This is a genomic window from Streptomyces sp. NPDC088252 (assembly GCF_044740965.1).
GTDB lineage: Bacteria > Actinomycetota > Actinomycetes > Streptomycetales > Streptomycetaceae > Streptomyces.
Genome location: NZ_JBIURS010000047.1, coordinates 23,977 through 36,180, shown reverse-complemented (window position 1 = coordinate 36,180; position 12,204 = coordinate 23,977). Strand labels below are relative to the sequence as shown.

General features: G+C 68.4%; 7 protein-coding genes and 11 pseudogenes. 8 read left to right on the top strand and 10 right to left on the bottom strand.

What is annotated here, in order from left to right; genetic code table 11:
- Positions 1–183 precede the first annotated feature (183 nt).
- Both ACIOHC_RS42425 and ACIOHC_RS42420 read right to left on the bottom strand, forming a co-directional pair.
- Positions 184–612 (bottom strand): DUF4267 domain-containing protein, encoded by a 429-nt coding sequence (locus ACIOHC_RS42425; protein ID WP_351087315.1) that lies wholly within the window; start codon positions 610–612, stop codon positions 184–186.
- Between the two features lie 232 nt (positions 613–844).
- Positions 845–1,291, bottom strand: a complete 447-nt coding sequence (locus ACIOHC_RS42420; RefSeq protein WP_351087313.1) for a DUF1772 domain-containing protein — start codon at positions 1,289–1,291, stop codon at positions 845–847.
- Positions 1,292–1,379: 88 nt separating this feature from the next.
- Between ACIOHC_RS42420 and ACIOHC_RS42415 the strand changes: the two genes are divergently transcribed.
- A complete protein-coding gene (locus ACIOHC_RS42415) occupies positions 1,380–1,958 on the top strand; it encodes a TetR/AcrR family transcriptional regulator (protein WP_351087311.1) in 579 nt (192 codons plus the stop codon).
- Between the two features lie 190 nt (positions 1,959–2,148).
- Here ACIOHC_RS42415 and ACIOHC_RS42410 read toward each other — a convergent pair.
- Positions 2,149–2,433: pseudogene (locus ACIOHC_RS42410) on the bottom strand (Tn3 family transposase); the annotation flags it as partial.
- Positions 2,315–2,877 (bottom strand): annotated as a pseudogene (locus tag ACIOHC_RS42405) (Tn3 family transposase). The pseudogenes ACIOHC_RS42405 and ACIOHC_RS42410, both read right to left, overlap by 119 nt.
- Positions 2,878–2,888: 11 nt before the next feature.
- Between ACIOHC_RS42405 and ACIOHC_RS42400 the strand changes: the two are divergent.
- Positions 2,889–3,263, top strand: a pseudogene (locus tag ACIOHC_RS42400) (MFS transporter); the annotation flags it as partial.
- Between the two features lie 343 nt (positions 3,264–3,606).
- Here the strand turns inward: ACIOHC_RS42400 and ACIOHC_RS42395 are convergent.
- From ACIOHC_RS42395 to ACIOHC_RS42385, 3 genes are all read right to left on the bottom strand, one after another.
- The gene (locus tag ACIOHC_RS42395) at positions 3,607–4,986 is read right to left on the bottom strand and encodes a caspase family protein (RefSeq protein WP_351087101.1); all 1,380 of its coding nucleotides are present in this window, start codon (positions 4,984–4,986) and stop codon (positions 3,607–3,609) included.
- Positions 4,983–5,372, bottom strand: coding sequence for a hypothetical protein (locus ACIOHC_RS42390; RefSeq protein ID WP_401846758.1), 390 nt, complete (start codon positions 5,370–5,372; stop codon positions 4,983–4,985). The genes ACIOHC_RS42395 and ACIOHC_RS42390 overlap by 4 nt, the downstream gene beginning before the upstream one ends.
- A gap of 423 nt (positions 5,373–5,795) precedes the next feature.
- Positions 5,796–6,074 (bottom strand): hypothetical protein, encoded by a 279-nt coding sequence (locus ACIOHC_RS42385; protein ID WP_351087105.1) that lies wholly within the window; start codon positions 6,072–6,074, stop codon positions 5,796–5,798.
- Positions 6,075–6,218: 144 nt separating this feature from the next.
- Here ACIOHC_RS42385 and ACIOHC_RS42380 point away from each other — a divergent pair.
- The 5 pseudogenes from ACIOHC_RS42380 to ACIOHC_RS42360 form a co-directional block, all read left to right on the top strand.
- A pseudogene (locus tag ACIOHC_RS42380) lies at positions 6,219–6,534 on the top strand (transposase); the annotation flags it as partial.
- 8 nt (positions 6,535–6,542) lie between these two features.
- Positions 6,543–6,854 (top strand): annotated as a pseudogene (gene cas6e / locus ACIOHC_RS42375) (type I-E CRISPR-associated protein Cas6/Cse3/CasE); the annotation flags it as partial.
- Positions 6,855–6,858: 4 nt separating this feature from the next.
- Positions 6,859–7,843, top strand: a pseudogene (gene cas1e / locus ACIOHC_RS42370) (type I-E CRISPR-associated endonuclease Cas1e).
- Positions 7,840–8,189: pseudogene (gene cas2e / locus ACIOHC_RS42365) on the top strand (type I-E CRISPR-associated endoribonuclease Cas2e). Before cas1e ends, cas2e begins: the two co-directional pseudogenes overlap by 4 nt.
- A gap of 513 nt (positions 8,190–8,702) precedes the next feature.
- Positions 8,703–8,941, top strand: a pseudogene (locus ACIOHC_RS42360) (transposase); the annotation flags it as partial.
- Positions 8,942–9,020: 79 nt separating this feature from the next.
- On the opposite strand, the pseudogene ACIOHC_RS42355 reads toward ACIOHC_RS42360, so the two are convergent.
- Positions 9,021–9,401, bottom strand: a pseudogene (locus ACIOHC_RS42355) (replication initiator); the annotation flags it as partial.
- Between the two features lie 340 nt (positions 9,402–9,741).
- On the opposite strand from ACIOHC_RS42355, the gene ACIOHC_RS42350 reads away from it, so the two are divergent.
- Positions 9,742–10,572, top strand: coding sequence for a M55 family metallopeptidase (locus ACIOHC_RS42350; protein ID WP_389638105.1), 831 nt, complete (start codon positions 9,742–9,744; stop codon positions 10,570–10,572).
- Positions 10,573–10,594: 22 nt separating this feature from the next.
- Here the strand turns inward: ACIOHC_RS42350 and ACIOHC_RS42345 are convergent.
- Both ACIOHC_RS42345 and ACIOHC_RS42340 read right to left on the bottom strand, forming a co-directional pair.
- Positions 10,595–11,077: pseudogene (locus ACIOHC_RS42345) on the bottom strand (transposase); the annotation flags it as partial.
- Positions 11,078–11,093: 16 nt separating this feature from the next.
- Positions 11,094–12,089, bottom strand: a pseudogene (locus ACIOHC_RS42340) (IS630 family transposase).
- Positions 12,090–12,204: the final 115 nt, after the last annotated feature.

Sequence of the window (12,204 nt, the reverse complement as noted above, 5' to 3'; positions counted from 1 at the left end):
CCGTCGAGGGGATCTGGTCACTGGTGCGGAGAGCGATGGCCGACACCGCGTCCGACACACCCGACGACCTCGACCGCATACTCCGCGCGAGTTACGCAGAACCCAGCTCCGGCCCCACCTCATTGACGGATGCCTCACCGCCACCGGTCTGCCCCTCACCCAACCGAACCCACCCTGAAAACCTCAGTAGGCGGGCTGCGGGGCGGGCGTTGCCGGAGCGGCCGCGGCCTTGCGGGTCTCGCGCACTATCAGCAGGCCGTTGACCACCATCAGTGTCGCGGTCAGGCCGTGGACGCCGAGAGCGGTGGCCACGGAGCCGTGATGGGCCAGCACGGTGGCCATGTCGCCGTACGCGGCGAGGGCCTCCACCAGCAGCGCCCAGCCCAGCGCCCGGCGGTGGCCCGTCACCAGCAGGATGCCCAGGACCAGGGCCAGGACGACGTCGCGGATTCCCTTGATGATCAGGAAGCCGTCGCCGTCGCCGGACGGCCAGTTCGGCAGGCCGAAGCCCGGTGCTGTCGTCTCCGGGCTCAGGATGAACTCCGCCCCGAACCAGAGGATGAAGAGGATGAAGGCGCCGGCCAGGAAGGTGTTGATCTTCTTCAGCGACATTGTTCTTCTCCTTGCGAGTCTTCGTCGGCTTGGTGAGCTTCGTGGAGCTTGCTGAGTCGTGTGGGGCCTGATCAGGCTGCGCGCACGCGGCTGATCGAGGGGCGTGGTTTGTCGGGATCGCCGTTGTTGGATCTGAGCGGCAGTTGCATTCCCGGATGTCGGGATTTCGGTGGCCAGCTGCCGCCCGGGGAGTGGGGATTGTGCGCCACCGGCGCGGTGCCGGCCCGCAGGCTCAGGTGAGGGCGGCGACGAGCAGGGCGAAGGCGGCGATGATGACGGCGACGCGGACGTAGTGGTAGCGGTCCCAGCGGTTCATCTGCTCCTTCCAATCGGCGGGTCGGTTGTCAGGGGTCCACGTCTTGTTCCGGTTGTTGATCGGGACAAGCAGCAGGAGCGACATGATCACGCTGAGGGCCAGCAGCGCGCCGGCGGTGACGACGAGGCCGGTGCCGTGGTGGTGCCATCCTGCGATGGCCCAGACCGCGACGAGGATGAGAGAGCCGATGTACCAGACCGGCATCACGGCGCCGAGCATCCGGCCCCCGTGGGCGTGGCCGAGCTGGCCACTGTCCTCGGGGAGTGCGTTGAGGATCGGGTTCATGACGAAGGCGACGGAGAACTCCACCCCCACCATCACGCCGACGATCACGGTGGTGACGACCTCGAGTGCGTTGAACATGATGCCCCCTGACATCTAGTGTTGCTAGGTGATAGGGCAACGCTAGCGCTACTCTCGCTTGATTGTCTAGCGATGCTAGGATCGAATCATGTCAGTACAGGAACGCAAGCAGCGCGAACGGGCGGAGCGCGAACGCCTCATCGTGGCAACGGCCCGCGAACTCGCCGAGCAGCAGGGCTGGGACGCGGTCACCACCCGCCGGCTCGCCGAGCGCATCGAATACAGCCAGCCCGTCCTCTACAGCCACTTCCGCGGCAAGCGCGAGATCATCGGCGCCGTCGCCCTCGAAGGCGCCGCGGAGATGGCCGCGGCGGTGCGTGCCGCGACCTCCGCCGCGGACGGCCCGCGCGAGCGGGTCGCCGCCCTGGCCCGCGCCTACCTCGACTTCGCCGCACGCAACCCGGCGGTCTACGACGCCTTGTTCCAGCTCGACGGCGGCCTGGCGTACGCGCAGGAGGACACCCCGGAACCTCTCAAGGACGCCTTCGCCGCGCTGCTGGAGAGCCTGGGCGAGGTCGCCGGGGACGGCGTCCACCCGGGGCTGTTCACCGAGGTGTTCTGGGCGTCCCTGCACGGCCTTGCGACCCTGACCCGGGCGGGACGGCTGCTGCCGGAGGACGCCGCGCAGAGGGTGGAGCTGCTGGTGGACCGGCTCGCCGTGGTCTGACACACCGTCCCGGCGGGCAGGCAGCCGGGGCCCTCGGGCCCCCGCCGCTGCCTGCCTGCGGCAACGCTTCCGGCCACTCGCGTCCACACGGCGCAGCCGCAGATCGCCGGGCCTTGTACCCCGGGCGGGCACCCGCCCCGGAAGCTGCGATGCTCATTGATCGCGACCTGATGCTCGCCCTAACGCCGCGTCATTCGCCGGTGCCCTCGTCGTCCTCGTCGAGGTGGACGGTCGCCGGGGCACACAGTGGGCGCAGGCCCTCGCGTGGCGGGCGGGCGGCGAAGCGGTAGCGGTCAAGGCAGTTGAGGTTGGCGTGCTTCAGCGAGGAGACCCGGGCCACGTCCTCGTCCAGGACGTCATGCTCCCGCTCCCCGGGCGGCAGGGCCCGCAGGTGGTCGACGGCGGCGTCGAGGTGGCGCGTTGTCCAGAGCACGGCGGCATTGAGGACCAGGCCGAGCGCGCCGAGTTGGTTCCTCTTGCCCTGTCCTGAATGCCTGCATGATCTGTCCGCGCTTGCCGTGGCAGATGTCGCGGGCGAGCTGGTGCCGTGACACCTGGACGGTGAGTTGCCGGTTCATCCGGCGCCGGTAGGTGTCGTCGACCGGGTCGACGACCCGGAGCAGGTGCAGGGTCTTGGCGATGCGCCCGTACTCGGTGAACGCCTGGCCCAGCGGGGTCGCCGCCCCTCGCGGCCGAACATCCGCAGCAGGTCGTACGCGCGGACCTGCCCGCTCACCAGTGAGCCGGTGACCCGCAGCATGTCCGGCCAGTGTGTGGTGACCTTGGTCAGGTTGACCTTGTTGCGGGCCAAATCCTCCAGCGGCCCGTAGTCTCCGGTCTCCACACCGGGCATCTCCGCCCGCCAGAACCGCTGGCCGCCCAGGTACTTGAAGCGCGGCGAGAAGTTGTAGCCCAGCATCGTGAAGACGGGTGTCTCTCCTGACGCTCGCCGCGGCACTCGCCCTGAGCGGCCTCGGCCTTGTCTGGGTCACCATCGCCGCGTTCCTGGCCCTGGTCGGAATTCCCGAGATCACCGCCGTGCTCGTGGACAACGCGTTCAACGAGGCAGTGTCGTCGCGCCACCGGGCGAGCCTGCTGTCGATGATCGCATTCGTGGAGTCGGCGCTCATCGGCACCGGCTATCTCGTCCTCGGCGCGCTCATGGACGGGATGGGCTCCAGTGTAGGCATGGCCACCTACGCCGCAGTCCCCCTGCTGGCATGTCTCCTGTGGCTCCCGGTGCTCTTCCGAGGGGCACGGGTGACCACCGAGATCAAGAAGCCCGCCGACCAAAAGGCATCCTGAAACAGACCATCTCGCGCAACGTCCTGCCCGATGGCAGAGGCGCTGCTCGTTGACATGTCGCTCCCGGTCAGCGGCGGAGCTGTCATCGCGACGATCAGCGCCGAACGGGATGGGAAGAATCGCGCCACTGAGAAAACCTCACTGCCCCCAGCCGAACCCACTCCCTCGCAGCCCTCTTCACGTCGGTCAAGCCGCCGCCCTGCGCGTATCTCACAAACCACAATTACCGAGCAGGCCCACGCACTGTCAGGCAAATGCCCCGACATCGCTCGATCGAGTTCAGTAGTCGGCCCCGAGAAGGCAGCCGGGCCAGCCCCAAGACGTTTCCCGTTGCGGCCGTGCGTCAGAACATCTTCGGCTGGATGCGGGGGTCGCGGGCGAGGAACTCCTGCTCGGTGTGCAGCACACGGTCGCCCGCGAACTGGTCCAGCGCAGCGAGGATCTGCTCTCTGTCGGCGCCGAAGCTCCCGATCGTGGCGATGACGCGGTAGCCGAGCTCGTGCAGCTCGTCTGAGAACGTCATGCCTTTGGTTGAGGAGAACGGAACACCTGGCCGCAGGCGGACCACTAGCAGGTGGTTGCCCTCGTAGACCTGTGTCAGCTTCGGGTTCACCGAGCCGCGCTTGGGGGGCAGGACGCCCACATGCGAGATGTCCCTCCACGGTATCCGCAACGTGCCAGTACTGGCCTTGCTCCTATGCAGGTGCACGGTGATGACCGAGCGGTCGATGACCAACTCCGTCTCCAGGGGCAAGGACCGGCCGACCAGAGCGGTAATGAGCCCTATCAGGGCTGCAAAACCACACCCCCACAAGGGGATCGCCCACAGCCAGCTCGCGTCGTGGTTCAGCCCTGCGAAGAGCACGGGAAGCCCGACTACAAACACGGAGACGAGTCCAAGAGGCTTCGGCATGTTCCTCTTCATCTGCGTCTTCGCCGCTGCGCGGTCGCGGCGGAACCGCACTTCGTTCACCGGGTCGGACGGCGGCTTGTCGGGCTCGGCTGGGCCTCGCGCGAGTGCCAGGGCTCCGGCGGTGTCGGTCGCCCGCTGGCGTGGCCGGGGCAAGCCGCGGGACTGGAGGTCAGCGGCGACGCTGCGGTAGACCTCGTCGAGAGTCAGCGGCTGCGGGCTGTCTAGCGCCGCCAGCAGTGCCCCGGTGAAGGCGGTGTAGCGCTCACCGGCGAGCGCGTAGGAGGGGGCGTTGGCGGTGGTGGACGTCATTGTGTAGGTGCCTGCGATGGAGAGCTGGCCATCCAGTAGGCCCTCCTCGCCGGTCATCGTCTCGATGGCCCGACCGGAGAAGCAGCAGTCCAGGATCAGGACGCGGGCGGCGGCGCCGCTGCCGCCAAGGTCCTCGCGCAGCAGGTCGACGCCCAGCGCGCTGTACTTCGGAGCGTCGGCCCGGGTCGCGTTCGTCGCCAGGTACAGCCGTCCCCGGTCGTCGACCAGGCCGTGCCCGGCGTAGTAGATCAGCAGCATGTCCGAGGCTTCCGCAGCCGCCCTGCTGATGGCGCGGCCGATGTCGGCGGTGGAGCCTTCCGGGTCTGCGACCTCGCAGTGCCCGGGTCCCAGCACGCCTGCGGCGTCGTCGGTTAGTCGGCGCCACAGGCCCGCGACGTTCTCCCGCACGGCCGGGAGGTCCGCCAGTTCGGGGGATTCCGGGAAGTGGCTGACGCCGATCAGCACGGCGCGTGACCGAGCCGGGTCAGGGAACCGGCTCACCCCTGTTGCTCCGGTCCGTCGACCAGCTGCCTGATCTCGCGAATCAAGCCGGGGACATCGTCCTGGAGCAGGTGCGCGTCGACCTCGACGCTGCGACCGTCCGGCCCCTTGACGGTGACCTTCACGTCCGCGTGGCGGTGAGTGAGCCATGTGGACAGCGAGCGGGCGAGCACCGCCCCTGCCCCGCCGGAGCCCATCGCGATGGTGAGCACCTCGAGCAGACCGCCCATCTCGCCGCCAGTCCCACCGGAGGAGGGTTCCAGGCGCAGCCGCCCGCGGAGCTCGTCCTCATGCCGCAGCCAGTCGAGCAGGGACTGCAGCGCGTTCGGGTCATCGGCCACGGTGATCCGCAGCAGGGGCTCGCTCTGTTCCGCTGTGGTGTCCATGACGCCATCGTGGCAAGGGCGGGGCCAGCCCGTCATGAACTCGGCCGTTCTCCACATACAAATGACGGGAAGGCAGCGGTCGAACAGGAGTAGTTCCCACACCCCGCCGGCGGCGAGAGGTTGATCCCGCGCGGACACCGCCGCCCTCTCCTCTTCTCCCAGTACCGATGTATCTGGAGAAGCGCCCCGGCCCCGGAAGGCCGCGGGGACGAAGGCCGGAGCGGACATCCGGGGCGAGGTTCTGCTCACTCTCGCTCAGTCAAGCGACCTCTGGTGGCCGCAGCCACTGTGATCGCCGTCGTGCACCGTGACAACGTCGGCCTGCACGAAGAACTCGCCGGGCACGGCGCGGGGGTCGCCCTCGACGCTCACCGCACCGCCGGGCCGCGCTGACGGCCACGACCTGCCGCGGCGCTTGGGAGCTCAGTTGAGCCCGAAGTGGATCCCCTCCCCGGGCTCCCGGATGGTGATCTCGTCGGGAACCTCGCTGAACAGGAGGAGCAGCGTGTCAGGGGCAAGGCTGCCGCGACGGGCGCTGGGCGTCGCCGACCCGCCCGACGTCGCTGCGTCGGTCGCCTGCGGCAGCCGATCAGCCAGGTACTGCGCGGCCTCAGCGGGATCCTTTCCAAGAACGCCCGCGAGCCGTTCCACGCCTTCCTCGCCAATCGCCTTGGTGATCTCGGCAGTGGCCCCCGGGCTCATTGGCACCCGGGCCGATCCACGACGCCACCTGAGGCAACGTCAAAGCAACCGACTCAGCGGCCTGCGGCTCAGACTCACTCGTGATCCTCATTCCCTCTTGATCCTCACGCGAGCGAACGCCCGCCCGGCCTCCTGATCATGCACGGAGGTATCGACTGGCTCGTGTCGGTCGACTCCACGGCCGTCCGGGCCCACCAGCACGCCGCCGGGGCCCGGAAAGGGGGCTCCGCAGCCCTGCGCTCGGGCGCTCCCGGGGCGGCCTGACCAGCAAGATCCACCTGGCCTGCGACGCCCTGGGACGTCCGCTCGCCTTCACTGTCACTGGCGGGAACACCAACGACTGCGCCCAGTTCACAGCCGTGATGGACACGATACGGGTGCCCCGCTCGGACCGGGACGGCCACGGATTCGGCCCGACCACGTCCTGGGCGACAAGGGCTACAGCTCCAAAGCCATCCGCGCCTGGGAGGCTTCCGCATCCTCGAGAAGCCGGAGAGCAAACGCCTGCTGCCCGGCGGGACGACGTACAAGAAGCACGAGCACTCCGGGGACCAGTACGAACTGACCGTCCGGGACAAGCACGGCCTGTCCTTCGACAAGTCCCGCAGCGGCGACGGCACCAGCAAGAAGCCCGTCACCATCGTGACGGTCACCTTCGACGGCCGGCTCGAAGTGACCGACCCCGCCGCGCTGCGCCGCACCCTCACCCAGGGAATCGGCAAGGCGAAGGCGTACGGCTGCGGCCTCATCACCCTGGCACCGCTCACCGGCGCGGAGTGAAACGGTGACAACGGTCTCCCAGCGCACGGCCCTCACCCCGCGCCACCTCACCCGCACCGGCGAACGGCTGACCTTCATCTACCTGGAGCGCTGCACGGTGCACCGGGACGCCAACGCCACCACCGCCGAGGACGCCGAGGGAACCACCCACATTCCGTCGGCGACCAGCGGCACCCTGCTCCTGGGTCCCGGAACCCGCATCACGCACCAGGCGATGAGCGTCCTCGGCGAGACCGGCGCCGCCGTCGCCTGGGTGGGGGAGCAAGGAGTGCTCTACTACACAGGCGGGCGCGCCCTGACCCGCTCGTCCGCGCTCGCCGAGGCCCAGGCGGTCCAGTGGGCGAACGCCCGCAGCCGTCTGGCCGTCGCCCGTGCCATGTACCGGCTGCGCTTCCCCGACGAGGACCCGGCCGGACTCACCCGCAAGGGACTTTTAGGCAGCGAAGGCCACCGCGTCAAAGACTGCTACCCGGGCCCAGGCGGCCCGCACCGGCATCCGATGGCGCGGCCGCAAGTACACCCCGGGCGACTTCGCCGCCGGCGACCCGGTCAACCAGGCCATCACCGCTGCCGCCCAGTGCATGTACGGCATCGCCCACGCGGTCGTGGTCTCTCTCGGCTGCAGCCCGGCACCGGGCTTTGTCCACTCCGGCCACGAACTGTCCTTCGTCCTCGACATCGCTGACCCCTACAAGACCCAGATCGGCACCCCTCTGGCCTTCGACATCGCCGCGGAGGACGAGGAGGACGTGGCCTCCCGCACCCGCAGAGCCCTGCGTGACCGCATCAACGAAACATCGCTGCTGGACCGCTGCGTGGACGACATCAAGCGCCTCCTGCTGCCGGACGGCGCAGCCTCCGCCGCCTCCGGCGACCAGGATGCCGTCACGCTCCAGAGCGACGGCGGCCACAAGGTCCCAGCCGGCCGCAACTACGGGGGCAGGGACGAGGCCACGGACAGCGGTGAGGACGAGGCGATGCTCTGGTGACCGTCATCGTCCTCACCAACTGCCCTGCAGGCCTACGCGGGTTCCTCACCCGCTGGCTGCTCGAGATCTCCGCGGGCGTCTTCATCGGCAATCCGTCGGCGAGGATCCGCGACGTGCTGTGGGACGAGGTACAGCAGTACGCGGGGCAGGGCCGGGCCCTGCTCGCCCGTACGACGAACAACGAACAGGGCTTCACCTTCCGGACCCACGACCACAACTGGCACCCTGTCGATCACGAGGGCCTGACGCTGATCCGCCGCCCGAACGCTGCGGCGGCACCCGGGGCGAGAGCCCGAAGCCGGGCTGGAGCAAGGCATCCAAGCGGCGCCGCTCCGGGAGGGCATGAATGCCGGTAATGCGCTGTTCAGTTGATTTGCCGGAATCTGTAGAAGTACTCCAGAACGGCCTATGCCCGCGCTAAAACCGCAGGTCGCGGAGCCTGCTCCCCGCGCCCGCAGGGATGGTTCCCCGAAGTTGTCGCCCAACCGCCACCGCCCGGACTGCTCCCCGCGCCCGCAGGGATGGTTCCCCGAAGTTGTCGCCCAACCGCCACCGCCCGGACTGCTCCCCGCGCCCGCGGGGATGGTTCCCCGTTACCTTTTTCGTGGCCCCGCAATGGGGCGCCTGGCCCCCGGGGGCCGGTGTGGCTGTGTGCCCCCTGTCGAAGTGATGACCTGGGAGTGTTGCCGCCGGGTTTCGGGGCACCGCTTGACCGCTGATGAGGGGCCTGACGACCGTCTGGTCCGGTGCAACGCCGGGCCGTTTCAGGGCGGGGACGTCTGCGTAACGTGGTTGCCGGCGTGTGGTGCCGCAGGGACGGCCGGGAACTGAGGAGACGAGAGACGAGGGGCACGCGCACATGGTCGACACGACCGCGATAGACCTCTTCCTCCGCCTGGACCTGGGAAAGAGTTCCACCACGCCCACGGCCGGACCGCGGAGGGCAGAACCGTGCACGACAAGCGGCTGCCCAACACCGAGCCGCAACTGCTGGAACTGTTCTCCAAACTTGTGGCCGAGTTCGGCACCGTTTTGGTGATCGTGGACCAGGTCGCCAACATCGGCGCGCTGCCGTTGACGGTGGCCCGCGCGGCGGGCCGCCGCCGATGAGGGCAGCGAGACGTTCGAGGTCGGGGGTCAGGCCGGTGCCGTCGTAGGCCCAGTGGGCGAGGACGAGGGCCGTCGGTGACGGTGGAGGAGTGTGGCGGCGGTGCCAGGCAGCGCGGGATGCCCGGAGAGCGCCGAGGGTGGTGGAGTAGGCGCGGGTCTTGGTGGAGATGTGGTCGCGGAAGCCGAGCATGTGGGCCCGCTTGCGCAGGTTCAGGTGCTTGAGGTCGTCGCGGGCACCGAGGGTCCAGGCGGTGCGGATCATGCAAGCGCCGTGCTCGGGTACGGATTCCGTCCAGAGTTCGGTGATCTTCTTCAGGCGGTGGTCGAGGGTGCCGGTCGCGGCTTCGGTGCCCTTGGTGGCGTACTTGGCGACGTATCCGGCGACCTTGCCCTCGGTAATCGTGGTGGCTGGGCGGAGGGAGTAGGCCGAATCGTGAGCGGCCTGCATGCCTGCCGCGAACGCCGACGCGAGATCCAGCTCGGCGCCGAACGCCCCTGCGGCAGTTGGTGAGGCGCTTGTCAGGGATATGCGTTGCCTCCCGGGTGGCTACCGGTGGCTGCGATGCGAAATGCCCTGGCCCCGGCAGCTGCCTGACACTGTTGGCGAATTCGGTTCAGAAGCTCCTCCTGATCCTTGCGTGACAGAAAAGTGTGCTCTGGTACAGGCGGATGAGCCCGAGGCAGCCGTGCCCGCCCAACCCCGAAACCAGGTGGTCGCGAGCTGGTGAAGGAACCAGAGGATGAGTAAAAGACGTCTCCCAGGCGATCAAGCTTGAGGAGATGGCAGAGTGCGGATCTACATCAGTGCGGACATGGAGGGCGTCACAGGGCTCGTCGACGCCGACGACGTCCAGCCCGGCGGTCGGGACTACGAGCGTGGACGGCTGATGATGGCTGAGGACGTCGATGCGGCCGTCCGTGGTGCCGTCGCGGCTGGCGCCACAGAGATCACCGTCAATGATGCGCACGGCCCGATGCGCAACCTCCTACCCGAGTCCCTGCACCCGGCAGTCCGCCTCATCCGCGGCAAGCCCAAGCACATGGGCATGTTGGAAGGCCTCACCCCCGAACACGACGCCGTCATCTGCGTCGGCTACCACTCCCGGGCTGGGGCACTCGGCGTTCTCAGCCACAGTTTCATGGGCCATGAGATCGAAGACATGTGGCTGGACAGCCGACCCGTCGGTGAGATCGGCCTGACCCACGCCACTGCCGCCGCCATCGGCGTTCCGGTGACGGTTCTCACCGGGGACGACTGCGCCTGCACAGAGATGTCGGAATGCGACGCCTCGGTGAGAACTGTGGCCGTGAAGTACGCACGGGGCCGATTCGCGGCGGATCTACGCCCTGCGGAAGAAGCGCATGCGGCTATCGAGAAAGCGGTCGCCTCCAGTCTCTCCAAACCGCCGAAGGCACCGGTGGCCCCTGCGACCCCATCCACCCTCACAGTGCGCTGGCAGTCGGCTTCAGTGGCCTCGACGCTCCTTGGAATCCCAGGGGTCACCTCGGCAGACAGCCGGACCGTGCAGGCGCAGGGCACTCTCCCCGGCCTTTACCGGCTGTTCGGCGTGTGGATGCGGGTGGCAGCGTCCCTGACCAACCAGCCACCGTACTGCTGACCGTCACGCGAGCGCGCTTCGGTCAGCAGCTCCCGGACCGCCTCGTGCTCGCTGTCGTCACTGGGGTGAACGCCCACGAGCAGGAGCGCGGCTCTGTCGGCCGGAGCTCTATCGGGTGAGATACGCGCGTCTGGGTCCGTGGGATGTGGACCCACCAGGCGGTGAGTCGGTGGAAGTTCATAGCGGTGACCGTGAGTTGGTGTTGCAGTAGGGCTTTGGCGAGCTCGTGATAGCGGCATCGTCGTAGGCCGAGGGCCCGAACGCCTTGGGAAATGGTGCCTTCGACACCGGCTCGGTGTGCGTACTGCTCCTTCCGCTCCTGGGTGTATTTCTGAGCCCGTGCCTGCTGGATCGCCTCACATTCCGCTTGCGGGCGGAGAGTGATCCAGCGGCCCATATCCGACTTGTTGTTGGGGCGGGTGCACTGCACTCGGGCCTTGCAGGGACGACAGGCGGCTGTGGGGAACCGTGCCCGGACCACGGCCGCCTCGTACTGGGAGCGGTTTTCTCGCCAGTATTGATCAGAAACTCATTGGGTTCACTCGTCGGGGACGTATCGGACGTGCGGGGCTTTGAAGTAGCCGGTGACGATGTGGGGCTGGCGCTGTCGGCGGTGGAAGAACCTGCGGGTTTCAGTGGCGAGTTCGGCCCGGTTCCTGGCCCGCTGGGTGTGGGGCAGGCTGCGTTCGAGGTCGGCGTTGACCAGCTCGTCGGGGTTCAGCTCGTTTGAGTACGGGGGCAGGAAGTGCAGCTCGATCTCGTCCTGGTGGTCGGCGAGCCAGGCCCGGACGGTTTTCGGGCGGTGGGCCGAGTGCCGGTCGACGATCAGGTGGACCTTGTGGTCGAAGTGTCCGACGAGCCGGGCGAGGAAGTGGCCCATGACTTTCGCGTCGAACGACTCGGTGAAGACCATGACGTGCATCCGGCCGCGGGGTGCTGATCGCGGACATCGCGTTACGGAGAACCGGTTCCCGGTGCGGCGGAGCGTCCGCCCCTGCGCACCCCAGGTGCGGCCGGTGACCTGGTCCGAGCGGATGCCGACCCGGTCGGCGAAGAGGACTTCACCGTTCTCCGCCTTCGCCCTGGCCCGGATGGCCGGCCAGGTCTCCTCGTGCCGGAGACGGACCGCTTCCGGATCCTGCTGGAGGGCCCGTTTGTCTGGACGCTGGAAGGTCAGGCCCCAGCGCTTGAGGTACTTGCCCACGCCGGGCTCGGTGAAGCGGACTCGGTACAGCTTGAAGATCAGCTCGCCTATCTGCCCGCGTGTCCACAGCTGACCGGAAAGCCCCAGGTCAGGGGGTGTGATCGAGCACGTCCTACCGGACGGCGGCCTGCTCGGCCTCGGACAGGACCTGGTGTTCCCCCACACGACGACCTCGGGCGCGGGACAGCAGTGCGTCCCGTCCACCGGCCTGCCACTTGGCCCACCAGTTGTCCACTGCCCTGGCCGACACCTTGAACAGAGCGGCGACCTCTACCCGGTCCCGGCCCTCCACCAGCGCGGACACCGCAAGCAACCGCACAGCCTCCTGCCGTAGGGGGTACTCGCGGGAGCAGACGGAGCAGGGCGGCGGCTGGAACCGGGGCCAGGAGAGCCGAGGTAAGGCTTGCCTTGCTTTCCGGACCGGTCAC

Excerpts from the sequence above, each read along its gene's own strand:
- ACIOHC_RS42425 (WP_351087315.1), bottom strand. The coding sequence starts at position 612 with ATGTCGCTGAAGAAGATCAACACCTTCCTGGCCGGCGCCTTCATCCTC.
- ACIOHC_RS42385 (WP_351087105.1), bottom strand. The coding sequence starts at position 6,074 with ATGAGCCCGGGGGCCACTGCCGAGATCACCAAGGCGATTGGCGAGGAA.
- ACIOHC_RS42420 (WP_351087313.1), bottom strand. The coding sequence starts at position 1,291 with ATGTTCAACGCACTCGAGGTCGTCACCACCGTGATCGTCGGCGTGATG.
- ACIOHC_RS42390 (WP_401846758.1), bottom strand. The coding sequence starts at position 5,372 with ATGGACACCACAGCGGAACAGAGCGAGCCCCTGCTGCGGATCACCGTG.
- ACIOHC_RS42415 (WP_351087311.1), top strand. The coding sequence starts at position 1,380 with ATGTCAGTACAGGAACGCAAGCAGCGCGAACGGGCGGAGCGCGAACGC.